The organism is Streptomyces sp. NPDC098789, from assembly GCF_044759975.1.
In the GTDB taxonomy this organism is placed as follows: domain Bacteria; phylum Actinomycetota; class Actinomycetes; order Streptomycetales; family Streptomycetaceae; genus Streptomyces.
In genome coordinates this window covers 56814-76558 of the sequence record NZ_JBIWAJ010000023.1, presented here as the reverse complement: position 1 = coordinate 76558, position 19745 = coordinate 56814, and the positions used below count along the sequence as shown (strand labels likewise).

16 protein-coding genes and 2 pseudogenes are annotated in these 19745 nt (G+C 74.0%); 8 read left to right on the top strand and 10 right to left on the bottom strand.

The window, feature by feature from the left end; translation table 11 throughout:
- The first annotated feature begins 110 nt into the window (after positions 1-110).
- Positions 111-971, top strand: coding sequence for an esterase/lipase family protein (locus ACIQWR_RS34545; protein ID WP_404017935.1), 861 nt, complete (start codon positions 111-113; stop codon positions 969-971).
- 54 nt (positions 972-1025) lie between these two features.
- On the opposite strand, the gene ACIQWR_RS34540 is transcribed toward ACIQWR_RS34545, so the two are convergent.
- The 3 genes and pseudogenes from ACIQWR_RS34540 to ACIQWR_RS34530 form a co-directional block, all read right to left on the bottom strand.
- A complete protein-coding gene (locus ACIQWR_RS34540; protein WP_404017933.1) occupies positions 1026-2120 on the bottom strand; it encodes a lytic polysaccharide monooxygenase in 1095 nt (364 codons plus the stop codon).
- Between the two features lie 272 nt (positions 2121-2392).
- Positions 2393-2695: pseudogene (locus ACIQWR_RS34535) on the bottom strand (DUF402 domain-containing protein); the annotation flags it as partial.
- A gap of 210 nt (positions 2696-2905) precedes the next feature.
- A pseudogene (locus ACIQWR_RS34530) lies at positions 2906-3835 on the bottom strand (GNAT family N-acetyltransferase); the annotation flags it as partial.
- A 92-nt stretch (positions 3836-3927) separates the two neighbouring features.
- Here ACIQWR_RS34530 and ACIQWR_RS34525 point away from each other — a divergent pair.
- Complete coding sequence (locus tag ACIQWR_RS34525) at positions 3928-4314, top strand: GntR family transcriptional regulator (RefSeq protein ID WP_404017930.1); 387 nt, start codon at positions 3928-3930, stop codon at positions 4312-4314.
- Between the two features lie 77 nt (positions 4315-4391).
- Here ACIQWR_RS34525 and ACIQWR_RS34520 read toward each other — a convergent pair whose 3' ends face one another.
- Complete coding sequence (locus tag ACIQWR_RS34520; RefSeq protein ID WP_399266747.1) at positions 4392-5489, bottom strand: DUF5925 domain-containing protein; 1098 nt, start codon at positions 5487-5489, stop codon at positions 4392-4394.
- A gap of 199 nt (positions 5490-5688) precedes the next feature.
- On the opposite strand from ACIQWR_RS34520, the gene ACIQWR_RS34515 reads away from it, so the two are divergent.
- Positions 5689-6492, top strand: coding sequence for an SGNH/GDSL hydrolase family protein (locus ACIQWR_RS34515; RefSeq protein WP_404017926.1), 804 nt, complete (start codon positions 5689-5691; stop codon positions 6490-6492).
- A gap of 13 nt (positions 6493-6505) precedes the next feature.
- Here ACIQWR_RS34515 and ACIQWR_RS34510 read toward each other — a convergent pair whose 3' ends face one another.
- Positions 6506-8287: a serine/threonine-protein kinase gene (locus tag ACIQWR_RS34510; protein ID WP_404017923.1), complete on the bottom strand. Its 1782-nt coding sequence runs from the start codon at positions 8285-8287 to the stop codon at positions 6506-6508.
- Between the two features lie 304 nt (positions 8288-8591).
- On the opposite strand from ACIQWR_RS34510, the gene ACIQWR_RS34505 reads away from it, so the two are divergent.
- The gene (locus ACIQWR_RS34505; RefSeq protein WP_354384390.1) at positions 8592-8861 is read left to right on the top strand and encodes a hypothetical protein; all 270 of its coding nucleotides are present in this window, start codon (positions 8592-8594) and stop codon (positions 8859-8861) included.
- 153 nt (positions 8862-9014) lie between these two features.
- Here ACIQWR_RS34505 and ACIQWR_RS34500 read toward each other — a convergent pair whose 3' ends face one another.
- Both ACIQWR_RS34500 and ACIQWR_RS34495 read right to left on the bottom strand, forming a co-directional pair.
- Positions 9015-10217, bottom strand: a complete 1203-nt coding sequence (locus tag ACIQWR_RS34500) for a CaiB/BaiF CoA transferase family protein (protein ID WP_404017919.1) — start codon at positions 10215-10217, stop codon at positions 9015-9017.
- Positions 10218-10308: 91 nt separating this feature from the next.
- The gene (locus tag ACIQWR_RS34495) at positions 10309-11511 is read right to left on the bottom strand and encodes a type ISP restriction/modification enzyme (protein WP_404018100.1); all 1203 of its coding nucleotides are present in this window, start codon (positions 11509-11511) and stop codon (positions 10309-10311) included.
- Positions 11512-11703: 192 nt separating this feature from the next.
- Here ACIQWR_RS34495 and ACIQWR_RS34490 point away from each other — a divergent pair, with 192 nt between their 5' ends.
- Both ACIQWR_RS34490 and ACIQWR_RS34485 read left to right on the top strand, forming a co-directional pair.
- Positions 11704-12717, top strand: coding sequence for an SPFH domain-containing protein (locus tag ACIQWR_RS34490; RefSeq protein ID WP_404017917.1), 1014 nt, complete (start codon positions 11704-11706; stop codon positions 12715-12717).
- On the top strand, positions 12714-13649 hold the full coding sequence (locus ACIQWR_RS34485; RefSeq protein WP_404017914.1) for a hypothetical protein: 936 nt from the start codon (positions 12714-12716) through the stop codon (positions 13647-13649). Before ACIQWR_RS34490 ends, ACIQWR_RS34485 begins: the two co-directional genes overlap by 4 nt.
- A 77-nt stretch (positions 13650-13726) precedes the next feature.
- On the opposite strand, the gene ACIQWR_RS34480 is transcribed toward ACIQWR_RS34485, so the two are convergent.
- From ACIQWR_RS34480 to hmgA, 3 genes are all read right to left on the bottom strand, one after another.
- Entirely contained in the window at positions 13727-14011 is a 285-nt protein-coding gene (locus ACIQWR_RS34480; RefSeq protein WP_404017911.1) for a hypothetical protein, read from the bottom strand.
- A 133-nt stretch (positions 14012-14144) separates the two neighbouring features.
- Entirely contained in the window at positions 14145-14894 is a 750-nt protein-coding gene (locus tag ACIQWR_RS34475; RefSeq protein ID WP_404017908.1) for a GntR family transcriptional regulator, read from the bottom strand.
- A 43-nt stretch (positions 14895-14937) separates the two neighbouring features.
- Entirely contained in the window at positions 14938-16251 is a 1314-nt protein-coding gene (gene hmgA, locus ACIQWR_RS34470) for a homogentisate 1,2-dioxygenase (protein WP_404017905.1), read from the bottom strand.
- 318 nt (positions 16252-16569) lie between these two features.
- Here hmgA and ACIQWR_RS34465 point away from each other — a divergent pair, with 318 nt between their 5' ends.
- Both ACIQWR_RS34465 and ACIQWR_RS34460 read left to right on the top strand, forming a co-directional pair.
- Positions 16570-18795, top strand: a complete 2226-nt coding sequence (locus tag ACIQWR_RS34465) for a right-handed parallel beta-helix repeat-containing protein (protein WP_404017902.1) — start codon at positions 16570-16572, stop codon at positions 18793-18795.
- A gap of 101 nt (positions 18796-18896) precedes the next feature.
- Positions 18897-19739: a hypothetical protein gene (locus tag ACIQWR_RS34460; RefSeq protein WP_404018097.1), complete on the top strand. Its 843-nt coding sequence runs from the start codon at positions 18897-18899 to the stop codon at positions 19737-19739.
- The last annotated feature ends 6 nt before the right edge of the window (positions 19740-19745 follow it).

Genomic DNA, 19745 nt, shown 5'->3' with positions numbered 1-19745 from the left:
ATTTGGCGGCAGCAGCACCTCCATGTGATCCGGATCACGGGACTTCCCCCGCCGTACCTCCCCTTGCCCGCCCAGTTCGCGCTGCGCGGATCCCCCTAGGAGATCACTCGATGCTGCCCTGGAGACGACGCCTGCTCCGCCCGCTGGCCGTCCTGGCCCTCGCCGCCGCCGCCCTGGTCCCCACCGGGTCGGCGCAAGCCGCCTCCGCCCCCCACAGCGGATGGAACAACTGGTCCTGCAAGCCGTCCGCCGCGCACCCGCGCCCCGTGGTGCTGGTCCACGGCACCTTCGGCAACTCCGTCGACAACTGGCTCGGGTTCGCCCCGTACCTCGTGGACCGCGGGTACTGCGTCTACTCCCTCGACTACGGCCAGCTGCCCGGGGTGCCCCTCTTCAACGGGCTCGGTCCCATCGACAAGTCCGCCGGCCAGCTCGACGTCTTCGTCGACAAGGTGCTCGGCTCCACCGGCGCGGCGAAGACGGACATCGTCGGGCACTCGCAGGGCGGCATGATGCCGAACTACTACCTGAAGTTCCTCGGCGGCGCGGCCAAGGTCAACGCGCTGGTCGGGATCGCCCCCGACAACCACGGGACCACCCTGCTCGGCCTGACCAAGCTGCTGCCCTACTTCCCCGGCGCCGGGGACCTGATCAACTCGGCCACCCCGGGGCTGGCCGACCAGATCGCCGGCTCGCCCTTCCTGACCAAGCTGAACGCGGGCGGCGACACCGTGCCGGGGGTGGCCTACACCGTCATCACGACCCGCTTCGACGAGGTGGTCACCCCCTACCGCACCCAGTTCCTCGACGGTCCGAACGTCCACAACGTGCTGCTCCAGGACCTGTGCGCGGTCGACCTCTCGGAGCACGTCGCGATCGGCCTCACCGACCGGATCGCCTGGCACGAGGCGGCCAACGCGCTCGACCCGCAGCACGCGCGGCGGACCACCTGCGCGTCGGTCTTCGACTGACGCGCGGGCGGTCCGGGGCGCTACGGGGCGGTCCGGGGGCGTAGTGGGCGGGCGTCAGCGGCCGTGACGACCGGTGGTGGCCCGACGACGGGCCACCCCGAAGAGCACGGCCGCGCCCACCGCGAGGGTGCCCGCGCCGGCGATCGCGATCATCGGCGTCGAGCTGTCCCCGCCGGTCTCGGCGAGGTTGCCCGTGGCCGGTGACCCGGCCGCGACCGGAACGGCCGAAGAGCCGTTGGTCTTCGGGTCGTTGTCCCCGTGCCCGGCGTGCTCGACCGTGGACTTGCCCGCGCCGTCCGCGATCTGCTGGTCCGTGGGCGCCTTCGGCCCGGTCGCCGGCCCGGTCGTCGGCCCGGTCGTCGACCCGGAGCCGGGTGCGGCGGATCCGTCGGCCGGCCCGGACGGGTTCGCGGACTGCGCGGGGTCCGCGCCGGGCACGGTGGTGGGCGGCGTGCCGCCGCCCGCGTTGCCCCCATTGCCCCCGCTGCCCCCGTTGTCCTTGCCGAAGACCACGTCGGAGCAGGTGTAGAAGGCCTCGGGGCTGTCCGAGCGCTGCCAGACGCTGTAGATGAGGTGGCGGCCGGTCTTCTTCGGGACGGTGCCGGAGAAGACGTAGTCACCGCTCCGCATGCCCGGGTCGCTGACCTTCAGGAACGGGGTCGCCTCCAGGTCGGACCACTTCAGCGGCTTCGTCGGGTCGTACGAGTCCTTCGTGACGTACAGCTCGAAGGAGCCCTTGTGCGGAGCGGTGCCCTTGTAGCGGAAGGTGTGGGCGCCGGCCGCCATCGGGCTGGCCGGCCAGTCGGCGCGGGGCAGGTCCAGCCCCTTGTACTTGCTGTTGCCCGCCGAGCACAGCTGCCCGTCCGGGATCAGCTTCTTGCTCTGGCCCGCCGCGTTGGCGATGTTCACCGCGTTCCAGTCGTAGAAGGCCTGCGCGCCGCTCGCCGCGACGGCCGCCTTGCACGCCGCCGACTTGGGGGACTCCGGCCCTTCCGCGTAGCACGCGGCCACCCGGCTGACCGGGTCCGTCATCGAGCCGTGCGCCGCGGCGGGCGCGGCGGCGTACGCGGCCACCGCGAGCGGGGCGAGGCCGAGGGCGGCGATCCGGGCGGCGGTGCGGGTGGCGGCGTGCGGGCGGCGTGCGGGCATGGGCAGAACTCCTCTGAGCGGGGCGTACGGGTGGTACGGGCTGTGCGGCGCCGTCCCCGTCACGGGGTGACGACGCCGCCTCCGGCCCTCCCTGGCTCGCCCAAGCTAGCCACCGGAACCGCCCGTTCCGAGGCCTTGGGCCCCCAGGAGCCGATCCTTAGGCTCCACTTAAGGCACCGGTAAGAGCCCCCTCAGGAACGGGCCCGCGAGCGGCGGTGCGGGCCACCCCGCCCCGCGGTCCCGGCAGCCCCCGCCCCGGGCGGGGAGCGCTCTCAGGCGAGGAGCGCTCTCAGGCCCGCCGACGAGCGGGCCTGCCGCTCCAGGGCGTCGAGGGCCGCGCGGGCCTCGGCCGCCGCCCCCGGGTCCCGCTCCGCCAGGCCGCTGTCCGCGAACTCGTCCTCGTCCAGGCGGATCACCCGCGACCCGTCCGCCGAGACCCACAGGTCGAGGTCGAGGTCCTCCACCACGACCTCCCCGTCGCGGACCACCGCGGGCCGGGTGATGTCGCAGTACCAGCCCTTGAGGACGCCCACGCCGCTGCGGACCTCCTTGACGGCGTACCAGCGGTCCCGCCAGAAGTGCTCCGTGAACACGTCGCCCGGCTCGAAGCGGACGAAGCCGAAGTCGCGGACGCCCGGGGCCGCCCACGGGGCGCGTACGGACACCCGGGTGCCGGTGTCGGCGAGCAGGTCGGCGGGATAGCGGATCTTGGTCACACCGGCCTTGACCAGGGTCACCGTGAGCGTCCTCGGCAGGACCCGCGCCCCGTCGGGCTCCGGCGCGGACACCCGCTTGGCGTAGCGGACCTCGGAGGCGCAGATCTCGTAGCCGAAGCCCTTGTTGACCGCGAGCATCGGGGCGTTCTCGGTGTCGTTGCCCGTGAACGCCTGGGTGTAGCCCGCCGCCCGGGCCCGGTGCAGGGAAACGCCCTTGGCCAGCTTGGCCAGCCCCCGGCCGCGGAAGGCGCGCCGGGTGCCGGTCATCGCCGAGGCGTAGCGGGTGGCGCCGTCGGTGTGGGCCGCGGTGAAGGCCGCCACCTCGCCGTCGACGAGGACGACCGTGCTCAGCTGCCGGTCCAGGGCGGGGGCGCGCCAGATGTGCCGCAGCCAGTCCTCGTAGTCGTCCATGTCCGTGGGCACGTCCCCCGGTTCGTCCGACGAGGCCTCGGCGTCGGCCTCGAACAGCGGTCGCGGATCGGCCTCGAACGCGGCGGCCGGGCGCAGCTCGACCCCGGCGGGCAGGGTGGCGGGCAGCTCGGGCAGGGCCGCGGTGGTGAGGTCCAGGCGCAGGAAGTGGGCGGAGCGACTGGCCCGGTACCCGCGCCGCTCGGCGAAGGCCCGGTGGGCGGGCTCGTCCAGGACCCATGCGAACACGTCGGTGGCACCCAGCTCCGCGAGGTGCCGCTCCGCCGCGCGCACGAGCGGGCCGCCCGCCCCCAGACCCCGGTGCGCGGGGTCGACGTACGCGTTCAGGAAGGCCTGACCCGGCTCGGGACTGTCGTGCGCGATCCCCACCTGGGCGCTGCCCACCACCGTGCCGTCGGGCGTCTCGGCGACCAGCAGGCGGTAGTGCCGGTCGGGGTGGGCGGAGTCGAGTTCGAAGGCGACGCCCTCGGCGGTCGTGATCATGTAGGGGAGCGCGGCCCGGCGGACGCGGACGACGGCCTCGGCGTCCGCCGCGTCGCCGGGGCGCAGGTCACGAATCAGAACGGTCATGCTCCGACGCTACGTTCGCCCTCGCGGCGCCCGCCTCCGAATTTCCCGCCGATGGCCGCTCGGTGGCCGGGGGATGGGCGACAATCGGCCCCGTGACCTCGACGAACCTGAAGCTCGCCCTTGACGGCTCGGCCGGTGCGGCCGCCCCCTACGAACAGTTGCGCGCGCAGATCTCCCGGCAGGCGCGCTCGGGGCGGCTGCCGGCCGGCTTCAAACTGCCGACGGTGCGCGGGCTGGCGGAGGAGCTGGGCCTGGCCGCGAACACGGTCGCCAAGGCCTACCGGGCGCTGGAGGCGGACGGGGTGATCGAGACCCGCGGCCGCAACGGCACCTTCATCGCCGCCGAGGGCGGCACGGCCGACCGCGAGGCCGCGACGGCCGCCCAGGCCTACGCGGAGCGCGCCCACCGGCTGGGCCTGACCCGCGAGGCGGCCGAAGCCGCCGCGGCGGCGGCCCTGCGGGCGCGGTACGGCGGCTGACCGGCCACCGCACGGGTAGGCCTCGGCACGGCAGGACGCGGCCCGGCAGGATTCAGCACGCCGACCACGCCCCGCCCCTACAGGTACAGCCCCGCGTCCGCCCCGTGACCCTGGGGCGGCAACAGGGACGCCGGGCCCGTGCCGCGCCGGAGCGCGAACAGCTCGGCCAGCGTCGCCCCCTCGCGCGGCACCCCCTCGTCGGTGCCGAGCCACTCCACGGCCTCGCGGTGGGTCAGCCGGTCGACCTCGATCCGGGCCAGGCAACGCCCGGGCCGGACCACGGCGGGGTGCAGCCGCTCCAGGTCCTCGTTGGTGGTGACGCCGACCAGGACGTTGCGGCCCTGGCCCAGCAGACCGTCCGTCAGGTTCAGCAGCCGTGACAGCGCCTGCCCGGCGGTGTGCCGGGCCTCGCCGCGGATCAGCTCGTCGCAGTCCTCCAGCAGCAGCAACCGCCAGCGGCCCTTGGCCGTGCCCTCGTCCTCGCCGATGGCGATGTCCATCAGGTAGCCGACGTCGTTGAACAGCCGCTCGGGGTCGAGGACGCAGTCCACCTGGCACCAGTCGCGCCAGGACCGGGCGAGAGTGCGCAGCGCGGAGGTCTTGCCGGTCCCGGGCGGCCCGTGGAGCAGCAGCAGCCGCCCCGCGATGTCGTCCGGGGTCACCTTCATCAGCCGGTCGAGCGCACCGGCCACGGGCGCGGTGTAGTTGGGCCGCACCTCGGCCCAGGTGCCGGCGGCGATCTGGCGGGTCGTCCGGTACGGGCCGCGGCGCGGGGAGACGTACCAGAACCCCATGGTGACGTTCTCGGGCTGCGGTTCGGGTTCGTCCTGGACGCCCTCGGTGGCCTCGCCGAGCACGCTGGAGGCCAGTTCGTCGCTGACCGCCGTCACGGTGACGTCCGCGCCCCGGCTCCAGCGCGAGACGAGCATGGTCCACCCCTCGCCCTCGGCGAGGGTGGCGCTCCGGTCGGAGTCGCGGGCCGAGCGCAGCACGGTGGCGGCGGGCGGGACCAGGGTGGCCCCCGCCTTCACCCGCTCGATGGAAACGCTGTGCGAGTACGGCTGCTCGCCCGACGCGAACCGGCCGAGGAACAGTGCGTCGACGACGTCCGACGGGGAGTCGCTGTCGTCGACGTTGAGCCGGATCGGCAGCGCGTCATGAGGGTTGGCTGGCATGGCGCCCATGATCCGGCACGAAGTGGCCCTGTGCACCCGTGTTTCGCCGGAACGGGTGCGCGGGTTCCCCCTTCAAACGCAACCGGGGTGAAGATTCCGGCCGGAACTCCACCCCGAACATTCTTGGCATGAACACTTCCAGACGGGCCCCGCTCCTTGTACCACGGAATCGAGACGAAACCCCCACAAGGAGCCGTACATGAGATTGTCACGGTTTGCCGCATTAACCTCCTCGCTCCTCCTCGCCGCGGGCGCCGCGCTGTTCGGCGCCGGACAGGCCTCCGCGGCCCAGGCGGACTTCGGCTACGTCGCACTCGGCGACTCGTACTCCTCCGGTGTCGGATCCGGGAACTACGACAGCTCCAGCGGCGATTGCAAGCGCACCAGCCGGGCCTACCCAGCCCTCTGGGCCGCCGCGCACGCACCCCAGACCTTCTCCTTCACCGCCTGCTCGGGCGCCCGGACGGACGACGTCCGCGCCAACCAGCTCGCCCCGCTCAACACCGGGACCGACCTCGTCAGCCTCACCGTCGGGGGCAATGACGCCGGCTTCTCCGACGTCATGACCACCTGTGTGCTCCAGTCCGAGTCCAGCTGCGTCAACCGCGTCAACCAGGCCAAGGCGTACGTCGACTCCACCCTCCCCGGCAAACTCGACGCCGTGTACGACGCGGTGGCCTCGCGCGCGCCGAACGCGCACGTGGTGATCCTCGGCTACCCCCGCTTCTACAAGCTCGGCGGCAGCTGCCTCGCGGGCCTGTCCGAGGGCAAGCGCGCCGCGATCGACGGCGCGGCCGACTACCTCAACGCCGCGCTCGCCAAGCGCGCCGCCAACCACGGCTTCCGCTTCGCCTCGGTGACCAGCGCCTTCACCGGGCACGAGATCTGCTCGGGCAGCGAGTGGCTGCACAGTCTCAACTGGGCCAACATCGGCGAGTCCTACCACCCGACCGCGGCCGGACAGTCCGGCGGCTACCTCCCGGTCTTCACCAGCGCGGCCTGAGGAACCGGCATCATCACGGCGTCGGGCCCGGGCTGGACGACGGGCTCGGCGCGCCGGACGAACCGGAGGTGCCGGAGGCGCCGGGAGAGGAGGCCCCGCCCGACGGGGTCTGCGTCGCGCACCTGACGGAGAAGTTCACCCAATCGGAGGCGAGCGTGCCCGGCCGCCGCACCTCCACCCGCACCGCGTCGTCCAGCGTCGCGCCGGGGTGGTGGCTCAGCTCGGTGAAGGACAGCTCGCGGACGGTGGGCCCGCCCGCCTCGAAGGTGACGGCCTGCCAGTCCGGCGCGGAGCTCACCCCGCTGCGGGTGGTCCAGCGGTACTCCACGACCACCGGCGTACGGACCACCTCCAGGGACGCCGTGAAGGCGGGCGCGGACGCCTCGGGCGGCGGGCAGGGGCCCGCGTACCGGTCGCGCACCGCGTGCACCGACACCGTGACCTTCTGGTCCGGCGTCGCCGAACCGCTCGGTGACGGGCTGGGCGACGGGGTGGCCGAGGGCGTCGGGGCCGAGCCGGCGGGGGAGGCGCTCAGCGAGCTGCCCGGCCCGCCCGTCGCACCGCTGCCGCCCGCGGCCCCGTCCGTACGGTCCTTGAGCAGCAGCCAGCCCAGCGCGGCCAGCGCCAGCAGCAGGACCACGATCCCGGCGGTGAGCACCAGACCGGCCCGCCCGGTGCGGGGCGAGTCCGCCGCGGGCCCGTAGCCCGACTGCGGCGCGGTCCCGTAGCCGGATCCGGGGGCGGGCGGCGGGGAGGCGGGCGCCCCGTACGGCCCCGCGCCCCGATCCGAGCCCGATCCGGATCCCGGTGCCGCGCCCGGGTCCCGACCGTAGGTCTGTCCCGGGCCGCCGGCCTGCCCGTATCCGTGCCCGTGCCCGTGTCCCTGGCCCTGGCCGTCGCCGTGGTGCGCGGTCGTCGTCGGCGCATCGGGCCCCGACAGCGGCCCGCCCGCCGCCCGTACGGTGCCGCCCGCACCCACCACCCGCAGCATCCGCGCCGCCTCCGGTGCGGAGATCCGCAGGGCCGGGTCCTTGCGCAGCAGCCCCTCCAGTACGGGCGTCAGCGCCCCGGCGTGGCGCGGCGGCGGCAGCTCCCGGTCCACCACGGCCTGCAGCGTGGCGACCGGGGTGTCCTGACGGAAGGGGGTGTGCCCCTCGACCGCCGCGTAGAGCATCACGCCCAGCGACCAGAGGTCGGAGGCGGGCCCGGGCGCGGTGCCCAGCGCCGCCTCCGGCGCCAGGTACTCGGGGGAGCCGACCACCTCGCCGGTCATCGTGATCGCCGAGGAGCCCTCCAGCCGGGCGATCCCGAAGTCGCTGAGCAGTACCCGGCCGTCGTTGGCGATCAGCACGTTCCCCGGCTTCACGTCACGGTGCAGCACGCCCGCCTCGTGCGCGGAGCGCAGCGCGGAGAGCACCTGCTCGCCGATGTGCGCGGCCCGCTGCGGGGTCAGCGGGCCGTCGGCCTCCAGCACCTCCGCGAGCGAGAGCCCGCGCACCAGCTCCATCACGATCCAGGGCCGCCCGCCGTCGGTGGCCACGTCGTAGACGGTGACCACCCCGCGGTGCGTGACCCGGGCCGAGGCCCACGCCTCGCGCTCCAGGCGCGCGTACATCCGCTGCACGTCGGCCTCGTCCAGGCCGGCCGGGGCCCGGACCTCCTTCACGGCGACCTCGCGGCCCAGGACCTCGTCCCTGGCCCGCCAGACGATGCCCATGCCGCCCTGGCCCAGCGGGCCCAGCAGCCGGTACCGTCCCGCGACCACGCGTTCGTCGCCGCTCGGCTCTCCGCTCACACGAGCCCCCTCATCCGGGTAACGGGGTGATCACTCCAAGTTAACCGATCGTCCGCGGTGTGACGCCCGTCGCGCCGCAACTCTCCACATCGCACTCCCGCGCGGCCGTCCGCCCCGCCGAGGGGCCCCGCGGCAGCCCCGTGACGCCGGGTCACTTCGGAGAGTGACCGTCAACTGCGCTGAGTAATCGTCAACTACCCACCACTACAGGGGTAATTCACGCGACCGGGATACCCGACTGCCACGCGAGGGCGATAGGGTTACCCTGCCCGGGCCGGGTGCCTTCGTACGGGTGGGGAGAGACATGGAACAGATAGCTATGCGCAGCAGGCCGCCCCGCGTGCCTGCCATCACCTGCGGGAGCGGTGCGACCAGTTCGCGCCTCGACCGTCACCTCGCGGTGCTGGGCGGACCCGCCGTGCCGCACGGTGACGCCGCCGAGGCGACGCTGCTGATGCGTGAGCTGACGTCGCGCGACCACACGCACGTACAGCGGAGCCGGAGCGCGCGCGTCTCGCTCTTCGCGCCGCTGCGACGGCTGCGCCGCACGCTCTTCGGCAGCCGGCGCTCGTAACCGGTTCCGGATCCAGGGCCGTTGCGGCGGCACCCGGATCCGCTTCCGCTTCCGTACCCGGCGTCCGTACCCGCGTCCGTTTCCGTATCGGCGTCCGTATCCGCGTCCGTATCCGTGTCCCGAGCGTCTCCCCGATCGCTCTCGTCCCCGGCCTCAGGCGATCACACCGTCCCGGCGCAGTGCCGTGATCTGCGCGTCCGTCATCCCCAGGGCGCGCAGCAAGGCGTCGGTGTGCTCGCCGAGCGCGGGAACCGCGCCCATCCGCGGTTCCGCGCCACCCGGCAGCCCGATCGGCGGCAGCAGCGCCCGCAGCGGTCCCGCCGGTGAACCGATCTCCCGCCAGCGGTCCCGCGCCGCCAGCTGGGGGTGCCCGGCCAGCCGGGCCACCGAGTTCAGCCGTGCGCAGGCGATCCCGGCCGCCTCCAGTCGCGCGAGCGCCTCCGCCGCCCCGCACCGGCCCAGCGCCTCGGCGACCACGGCGTCGGTCTTCTCCCGGTTCGCGGTGCGCGCGGCGTTCGTCGCGTAGGCCGGATCGTCGGCCAACTCCGGCCGTTCCAGGACCTGTTCGGCCAGCCGTCGCCACTCGCGGTCGTTCTGCACCGACAACAGGACCCGATCCCCGTCGGCCGTGGCGTAGGCGTCGTACGGCGCGATCACGGCGTGCGCCAGACCGGTCCGGGCCGGCTCCTCGCCGCCGTGCATGGTCAGGTGCAGGGGGTGGCCCATCCACTCGGCGAGCGCGTCCAGCATCGAGACCTCCACCGGGCCGCCGAGCCCGGTCGTGCCGCGCCGCAGCAGGGCCGCGAGGACTCCGGAGAAGGCGTACATGGCCGCCGCGATGTCGGCGGCCGGGATGCCCGCCTTGACCGGTCGCTCGGGGGTGCCGGTGACCGAGACCAGGCCCGCCTCGCACTGCACGAGCATGTCGTACGCCCGCTTGTGCGCGTACGGTCCCCGCGCGCCGTAGCCCGAGATGTCCACCGCGACCAGCCGCGGGTAGCGCGCGCACAGCGCGGCGGCGTCCAGGCCGAGCCGGGCGGCGGCTCCCTGGGCGAGGTTCTGTACGAAGACGTCCGCGTCGGCGAGCAGGCCGTGCAGGGCGTCCAGGCCGCGCGGGTCCTTCAGGTCCAGCGCGATCGACTCCTTGCCGCGGTTGGCCCACACGAAGTGCGAGGCCAACCCGTGCGCGGCGGTGTCGTAACCGCGGGCGAAGTCCCCGCCGTCGGGCCGCTCGACCTTGATGACACGGGCCCCGAGGTCGGCGAGCTGCCGGGTGGCGAAGGGCGCGGAGACGGCCTGCTCGACGGCGACCACGGTGATCCCGTCGAGGGGGAGGGGCTGCGGGCTTGAGTTCATGCCCCGGTCCTACCGTCCCGCTCCCGGTCTGTCACCCCCCGCGAGGTCGTCCCCCGCCGCCCGCGGCCCGTTCCCCACCTTCGCTCCCGTTCTAGAACGGGAGCGCGAACTGGCCGTCCGGACCCTCCTCCTGGTGGCTCAGGACCGAGGCCGGGCGGCGCGCCCAGCGGGGCGGCGGCAGCACCCCGGCCGCGCGCAGCCGCTCCGCCGGGAGCGCGGGCCCCGGCTCGAAGGCGGCCCGCTCCGGGGCCAGCCCGGCCAGCAGGCTCACGGTGGTGACCAGGGCCAGCAGCTCCGAGGTCCAGGTCTGCGGCCACTCGGCGGGGCCCAGCGCGGCCAGGCCCTGCGCCTCCGGTGCCCGGTGCGCGCAACGGGCGGCGAACCACCGCTCCAGCACGCGCACGCCGCCCGCCTCGTACGTCCACGCCGCGGCCGGGACGGGTGCGATGCTCCCGGCGCCCAGCAGCAGGCTCGCGCCCTCCTCGTCGTACGCGAGCTCGCCCGGCCACCCCGTCACCGCCGAACGGACGTACGGGCGGCGCCCGCCCGGCAGTCGGGGCGGCTCGCCCCCGCGGGCCCCGCGCAGCTGGACGGTCAGCAGCCGCTGCCCCAGCTCCAGCCCGGCCCGCCACCGCTCCGGATCGGCGGGGAGCGGGACCTCGTGGCCCCGCGGGCCCGGTCGGGCCGCCGCGAGGACCCAGCACAGGACGTCCTCCGGAGTCACCCACCCGCGGTAGACCTCGCCCAGCAGCGGCAGCAGCCCCGGCGCCAGATTGGGCTCGGCGCCCCCGGGGCGGCGGTGCAGCGGGCGGATCCGGCCGAGCCGCCCCGCCGGGAGGTGCGCGGTGGCCAGCGGGGACGCCAGCCCGGGCGGCTCCACGAGGAAGAGCTGGTGCTCGTCCAGGACCCGCCACAGCTCGGGGCGGGCCAGGTCGATCAGCCGCTGGTCGGGCAGCAACCACTGCTCGTCGAAGGGCTCGTACAGCACCCGGACGGGGTCGGGGCAGGCGCCGGGCTCCCGCCCGAACCGCCCCGTGGCCGACCGCTGGCCGGGCAGCGCGGCCGCGCCGGAGGCGGGCCCGCGCGAGCGGCTCGGCCGGAACAGCCGCTCCCGCTCGGCGCCCTCGGCGCCGGTCACCGCCGCCCAACGGGCCCGCAACGAGCCGGGATCGGGCGCGGCCACCCAGTCCCGCCCGAGCCGCATCCCACCCACGGACCAGGGGAGCAGCTCGTCCAGCAGGGGCACGGCCAGGGGCGCGGTCGGCGGCGCGGTCGGCGGCGCGACCGGGGGCACGGCCGGGGGCGCGACCGGAGGCACGACCGACTGAGGTACGTCTTCGCTCACAGCACCCGATGCTAGGGGCTGTCGGCCCGGTCCACCGTCGGCGCACTCGCCCGAATGTGGCCGGAGTTCTCCCTTCTCGTCCCCTTGACGATATGAAGGTGCCCCCTTTATCGTCGGGCTGACGAAATGAGGGGGTCCGTCATGGCCGACATCACCAGGCGCTTCGGTTGGCGTCATCTGCGCTCCGCGCCCACCGCCCACATCCGCCACCACAAGCGCGGGCACCTCGCCCACGACGGGCGGGGGCTCAGCTTCTGGTACCGGTCGCTGTCCGCGGCGCTCTCCGAGGTGCCCGTGGACGACCGGGAGCTGGCCATGGCGTTCCACGCCCGGACCTCCGACTTCCAGGACGTCGCCGTGCAGGCCACCGTCACCTACCGGATCAGCGACCCGGCCGAGGCCGCGGACCGGCTCGACTTCTCCGTCGACCCGGACACCGGAAGCTGGCGCGGCGCACCCCTGGAGCAGATCGCCACCCTCCTGACCGAGACCGCGCAGCAGCACGCGCTGGACGTACTGGCCCGGACCCCGCTGGCCGCCGCCCTGGTGGACGGCGTCGCCTCCGTCCGGGAGCGGGTCGCCACCGGTCTCGCCGCCGAGCCCCGGCTCCCGGCCACCGGCATCGAGGTGGTGGCCGTGCGGGTCGTGGCGATCCGCCCCGAGGCCGAGGTGGAGCGCGCCCTGCGCACCCCGGCCCGCGAGCAGATCCAGCAGGAGGCGGACCGGGCCACCTACGAACGGCGGGCCGTCGCCGTCGAGCGCGAGCGGGCCATCGCCGAGAACGAGCTGGCCAGCCAGATCGAACTGGCCCGGCGCGAGGAGCAGCTGATCGACCAGCGCGGCACCAACGCCCGCCGCGAGGCCGAGGAGAAGGCGGCGGCCGACGGCATCCGGACCGGAACCGAGGCGGACCGCAAGGTGCGCCTGGCCCGCGCGGACGCCGAGGCGGCGCGGGAGACGGGCGCGGCGCGCGCCGACGCGCAGGCCGCCTGGCTGCACGTGCACGACGAGGTCGACCCGGGCACGCTGCACGCCCTGGCGGCGACCCGGCTCGCGGAGAACCTGCCGCGGATCGAGAACATCACGCTCTCTCCCGACGTCCTCACCGGGCTCCTCAGCAAGCTCGGACGTCCGGGCGGCGGAGCGGACGCGTGAGCCTGGCCCCGCGGGCGGTGCTCGTGCACCGCAGGACCGAGTACGAGGAGCTGCTCGCCCGGCACGGTACGCACGGGCAGGCCGCGTTCTTCCTCTCCAGCCGGGGCCGGTCGATCGACGAGGTGGTCCGCCGCCACGACCGCAACCAGCAGGCGCTGCGGGAGGTGGCGGCGGCGGTGCCGCTGACCTGGCGCAGCTCCCGGGTGGAGCGGGCGGACCTGGACCGCTTCCTCTTCGCGCCGGAGGACGTGGTGGTCGTGGTCGGCCAGGACGGCCTGGTCGCGAACACCGCGAAGTACCTCGGCGGGCAGCCCGTGGTGGGCATCGACACCGACCCCGGGCGCAACCCCGGGGTCCTGGTCCGGCACCGCAGCACCGACACGGCAGCCCTGCTGCGCGCGGCGACCGCCGGCGGCGGGCGGACGGACGAGCTGACCATGGTCGAGGCCGTCGCCGACGACACCCAGCGCCTCCGCGCGCTGAACGAGATCTACCTGGGCGCACCCGGGCACCAGACGGCCCGCTACCGCCTGGGCTCCGACGGCGAGGCGGGCGAGGACGCGGGCGCGGGAGCTGGCGCGGGCGAGGGTGCGGGCGAGTCCCAGGCGTCGTCCGGGGTGCTGGTGGGCACCGGTACGGGCGCCACCGGCTGGCTGCGTTCCCTCTGGCTGGACCGCGGCAGCCCCGGGGGGTTGCCCGGGCCCGGCGACCCGCGCCTCCTGTGGTTCGTGCGCGAGGCCTGGCCCTCGCCCACGACCGGAACCACGAGGGTGGCCGGTGAGCTGGGGCGGGGGCAGGAGCTCCGGCTGACCGTGGAGTCGGACCGGATCGTGGTCTTCGGCGACGGGATGGAGGCCGACGCCCTGGAGCTGACCTGGGGCCAGAGCGTACGGGTGGGCATCGCGGGAACGTCACTGCACCTGGTGACGTGAGCCGTGAGCCCTGAGCCGTAAGCCGTGAGCCGTAAGCCGTGAGCCCTGACCGCTGTGCGCTGCGGCTGCGGCTGCGATCAGGCTTCGGGGTCGGGCAGCCGGCGGAGTTCGAGCAGCACCAGGGCGATCTTCACTCCGGTGGAGACCGTCAGCGCCTGGAGGAACGGCATGCCCGCCAGCCACAGCGCCACCATCATGACCGTGAGCACCAGGAAGGCGGGCAACAGGTTCGTCCGCCGGATCGCGGCCCGCAGCTGCCCGGCCCCGCGGCGCGGCCCCGGCCGAGCCGTACCCATCAGGCCCACCGCGACGCCGTCCTGCTCGCCTCGCGCGGGTCGCTCGTCCCGCTCTCCCTGCCGCATCGACTGCCGCCCTTCCCGTCGCTCGGGGTCGCCTCCCACCCGATCCTGAGCGGCGCCCCGGCGGACGGCCACCGCTGCCCCCGGCCCGGCCGCCATCCGCCGCACAGGTTCACCCCCTCGTGCCACTGCGTCGCTAGTGCGCGTCCATCGTCACCGTGAACGAGAAGCGGTCACCGCGGTAGCGGATCCGGGCCACGTCCACCACCTGCCCGTCCTCGTCGTAGGTCACCCCGGTGTAGTGCAGGATCGGGCTGAGCAGCGGCACCTGGAGCAGCTCGGCGGTGGCCGGATCCGCGAGCCGCGCCTCGACGGTGTCCGTGATCCGGCTGATCCGCACGCCCACCACGTCGCGCAGCACCTTGGTCATCGGCCACCGCTCCAGATCGGCCAGGTCCACCGCCTCGGCCAGCTCCGGACGGACCGCGTTCTCGGCCCAGTTCGTCGGCTCGCCGCTCTCCCCGTCGTGCCGCAGCCGGCGGTACGTCACCACTTCCGCGAGGTCGGGGAAGTACTCCAGCAGCTCCCCGGGCACCGGCGTCCGGGTGTGGCCGAGGATCGTCGTGCGCTCGCCCGACTGCTGGGCCACGATCGCGTCGACCGAGCCCAGCAGCCGCACCGGAGCGCTGCGCCGCGCTCCCGGCTCGATGAACGTGCCGCGCCGCCGGTGCCGGCTGATCAGGCCTTCCTGTTCCAGCTCCTTGAGGGCCTGGCGCATGGTCAGCACGCTCACCCCGTAGTGCTCGGCGAGCTGCTCCTCGGTGGGCAGGCGCAGGGTCGCCTCCGGGGTGCGGCCGAGTATCGAGGCGCGCAGCGACTGCGACACCTGGTACCAGAGCGGGAGTTTCCGGTTCAGTACCAGGGAGTCGGGTGCGAAGGCGGTCACGGGCGGTTCTCCGAACGGGTGGGCAGGGCGGTGTGCTGCGATGTTAGGCGCGGAAGTGCCGTTCCAGCCCCTGCCATACGTCGTCGTAGCCGCGCTGGAGGTGATCCGCCTCGGCCGCCTGAGCGGTGGCGGTGACCGGCCAGCGGGTCTCGAACATGAAGGCCAGGCCGTCCTCGATCTTCTGCGGCTTCAGCTCGGCGGCGCTCGCGCGGTCGAAGGTCTCCCGGTCCGGGCCGTGTGCGGACATCATGTTGTGGAGGGACCCGCCGCCCGGGACGAACCCCTCCGCCTTGGCGTCGTAGGCCCCTTCGATCAGGCCCATGTACTCGCTCATCACGTTCCGGTGGAAGTAGGGCGGCCGGAAGGTGTCCTCGCCGACCAGCCAGCGCGGGGCGAAGACCACGAAGTCGACGCCCGCCAGGCCCGGGGTGTCGGAGGGGGCGGTGAGCACGGTGAAGATCGAGGGGTCGGGGTGGTCGTAGCTGATGCTGCCCAGGACGTTGAAGCGGCGCAGGTCGTAGACGTAGGGGACGTGCGAGCCGTGCCAGGCGACCACGTCGAGCGGGGAGTGGTCGTAGGTGGCGGACCAGAGGTTGCCGCAGAACTTGTTGACCACCTCGACCGGCCGGTCCTCGTCCTCGTACGCCGCCACCGGGGCCTGGAAGTCGCGGGCGGCGGCGAGGCCGTTGGCCCCGATCGGGCCGAGGTAGGGCAGCTCGAAGGGGCGGCCGTAGTTCTCGCAGACGTAACCGCGGGCGGTGGCGTCGAGCAGTTCCACGCGGAAGCGGACCCCGCGCGGGATCAGCGCGATCTCACCGGGTCGAGCGCTGAGCAGGCCGAACTCGGTGCGCAGCAGCAGCCCGCCCTGCTCCGGGACGATCAGCAGCTCGCCGTCGGAGTCGCTGAAGACCCGGTCCGTCATCGAGGTGTCGGCGGAGTAGAGGTGGATGGCCATGCCGGTGCGCTGCGTGGCGTCGCCGTTGCCCCCGAGGGTCCACAGGCCGGACACGAAGTCGGTGCCGGGGGCCGGGGCGGGCAACGGGTTCCAACGCAGCCGGTTGGGGTCCGGGACGGACTCGGTGAAGGGGGCGGTGCGCAGGGCGCCGTTGTCGACGCGGGTGAAGGGCGGGTGCGCGGCCGAGGGGCGGATGCGGTAGAGCCAGGAGCGGTGGTTGTGGGGGCGCGGCTCGGTGAAGGCGCTGCCGCTCAGCTGCTCGGCGTAGAGGCCGAGACCGGCCCGCTGGGGCGAGTTCCGGCCGATCGGCAAGGCGCCGGGAACCGCCTCCGAGCTGTGCTCGTTGCCGAAGCCGGTGAGGTACTCCAACCCCTCCGCCGTCTTCCTGGCCTGCTCGCTCATGGCTGCTCCCGCTCCGTAGAAGGAATCCTATGGTTGACAGTAGGATTCCGCAGCCCCGACGTCAACGGGCACCCGCCGGTCGCCCGCCAACCCATCGCTCGCCGGTCGGGGTGGTTCCGGCGGCCGCTCGGCGATCACGAGGCGGACAGCCTTGCTGCGCCCGGACCCGGGCATGGAGCCGCGCCCGGGTCCGAGTCCGGGTCCACGCCCGGATCCGTGCCTGGATCCACGCCCCGCGCTCCGTTGCCGCGCTCCGTCGCCGGATTCGTGCGGACGCGGGGGATCCAAAAACATGAACATTGCTCTACTCTCACGCGCATGTCGTGGATCCGCAGGCTCCCTGCCGTTCCGGCGGCTCTCCTCGCCGCCCTCACCGCCCTCCTCTCGCTCCTGGCACTCTTCGCGGCCGCGCCCGCCGCGCAGGCCCACGAGGAGCGACCGGTCACCCTGCCCGACGGCTCCGGAAGCGTGCCGCAGTACCGCACGGGCGAACCCGACCTCCTCGTCTGCAAGACCGGCCGCCCCGACTTCGAACGCCGGACCGCCGGATTCCCCGAACCGCTCAGACAACGCAACCTCGCCCTGTACGACCGGTGCGAGAAGAGCGGCTACCGCGACCTCCAGGCGGCCGTGGACGCCGTGGACCGCCCCGGGATGAACATCGCGATCCTGCCCGGCCTGTACGAGGAAGAGCCCTCCCTGCCCAAGCCGACCGGCGCCTGTGCGGCTCTGAAGGCCCCGAACTCCGCACTGGGCTACCAGATCCTGTCCTACGAGCAGCAGGTGCAGTGCCGTCACAACCAGAACCTCGTGGCCGTACTCGGCAAGAAGGACCTGCAGATCGAGGGCACCGGAGCGTCCCGTCAGGACGTCGTCATCGACGCCAAGTACCAGAAGCTGAACGCCATCCGGGCCGACAAGTCCGACGGGATCTACTTCCGCAACTTCACCGCGCAGCGCACCACCTTCAACTCGCTGTACGTACTGGCGGGCGACGGCTTCGTCATCGACGACGTGCTGACCCGGTGGAACGACGAGTACGGCTTCCTCACCTTCGCCAGCGACCACGGCCTGTACAAGAACTGCGAGTCCTACGGCAACGGCGACTCCGGCATCTACCCCGGCAGCGCCTCCGACATCAACGACGGCCGCGGCTACGACGTCCCGCGCCACTCCATCGAGATCACCGGCTGCCGCAGCCACCACAACATGGTCGGGTACTCCGGCACAGCGGGCGACTCGGTGTGGGTGCACGACAACGAGTTCGACGGCAACATGGGCGGTGCCTCGATGGACAGCGCCTTCCCCGGTCACCCCGGACTCCCGCAGAACCACGCCCTGTTCGAGCGGAACCTGATCCACGACAACAACGAGGACTTCTACCCATACGTCGCCGACGGCACCTGCGCCAAAGCACCCGTCGACCGCGGCTACGAGCAGGGCGTGGTCTGTCCGCAGATCTCCATGCCGCCGGGCACCGGCATCATCACCGCGGGCGGCAACTGGAACGTGTACGAGAACAACTGGGTGTACGGACACCGCCGCGCCGGATTCTTCCTGAGCGCCGTACCCGCCTTCATCCGTGGCGAGTCGGCCTGGAGCAAGCAGGCCGATACCTCGCACCACAACCGCTACGCCGGAAACGTCCTGGGCAAGGACAAGTCCGGAGCCTCCCGCCCGAACGGCGCGGACGTGTGGTGGGACGGCCAGGGCACGGGGAACTGCTGGCAGGACGGACCCGACGGCTCCACCCCCGGCACCCTCCCGCAGTGCGGCGACGCGCGCGGAGCGGTGTCGGGCGGCTCGGCCCGGTTGGCGGGCGAACCGGTCAAGCTGGCCCAACTGCTCGTGTGCGCCGACTACAACGTCCAGGCGCGCAAGCTCCCGGCCGGATGCGACTGGTACGGCGCCCGGGGTCTGGAGCGGGTGGAGACACAGATCGCGCTGGCCGTCGCGGTCGTACTGGCCCTGGTCGGCGGGGTGTTGTGGTGGCGGCGACTGCGCGGATCGCGACTGGGCACGCTCTGCTCGCTGCTCGGCCTGGCCGGGCTCGCCCTGGACGTCGCCGGATCGACGATGGCGCTGACCGCCACCTTCGTCCCGGCTTTCGCGCTGCTCCTCCTCGGGTTGTGGTGGACGGGTACCGGGGTCGCACTGCGCCCCGACCGCCCCTGGCTGGCGCGGCTGACCCTGCTGCTCGGTGCACTGACCCTGTTGGACGCCTTCGACAAGGCCGTGCTGATGATTCCGTGGATCCCGCTCAGCCCCGCATGGATCCGCGCCCTGGTGGCGCTCGTATGGGTGCTGTGGGCCGTGATCGCCTCCGCCCGCCCCGGACCGGACCCCGACCCCGCCATCCCCGCTCCCACAGCCGCCGGCGACGGCGGGACCGACGGTGGCGGCGGGAGCGACGGTGACGGCGGGGGTGACGGTAGCGGTGCCGCTGACGGTCCGGGCGGCGGCGACCGCGAACCGGCCCCGGCGGCCCGTCCGGCCTCCACCCCGGCCGCCGGGGCGGCCCCCACCTCGGACGGCCCCGCGTGAGTGCGGGGGAGTGGTCGACGCCGCCCGGGCCGCCGAGCTCCCGTCCCCGCACCCGCGCCCACCCCCACCCCCGCCCCCGGACCGGGCGGGTCCGCGGGGCAGTGGTCTGCGCGGCGCTGCTCCTGCTCGCCGTGGCAGGAGCGGCCGGGTGTGGGGGGCGGGCCACGACCCACCACAAACCCGGCACCACCCACCAGCAGGCCTCCGGCAGCGTCGGCACCTTGCTGGCAGCCCAGGACGAGGCGGGCCACCGCCTGCGCCAAGTCCCGGCGCAGGGAGCACCGGAGGTGAAGCTCTCCCTCCGCCCCGACAGCGAGGACGGCTGGAACCTCCAGCTGGAGGTGGGCAACTTCCGCTTCACCCCCGACAGCGTGGGCGGCGCCGCCCTCGCCGGTGGCGGCCATGCCCACCTGGTGCTCGACGGCCACAAACTGGCCCGGCTGTACGGCCCCTGGTACCACCTGTCCGCCACCCAGGTGCCCGAGGGCGCCCACACCCTGACCGTCCGGCTCTACGCGGACGACCACACGGCCTGGGCGGTCGAGGGCAAGGCCGTGGAGGCCACCGTCCCGCTCACCGCGTCCGCGCCCGGCCCGGCGGGCCACGACCACTCCACTCCCGGAGCCGCGGCCCCGTCCGCGCCGTCGGCCAAGGCGCCCGCCCCCGACCCGGCCGCCGCAGCCGACCGGACGGTCACCATCGCCGTCCGCGGCGGCAAGGTGACCCCTGCTCCCGGTCGCACGGAGTTGAAGCGGGGCGAGCGGGTCGCACTGCGCGTCACCAGCGACCGGGCGGACACGCTGCACGTCCACGGCTACGACAAGGAACTGCCGCTGCCCGCCGGCCAGGAAGCCGTCTTGGTCCTGACGGTCGACCGCACGGGTCTCTTCGAGGTCGAGACCCACGAGTCCGACCTCGTCCTGACCCAGCTCCTCGTCCGATGAGTTCGA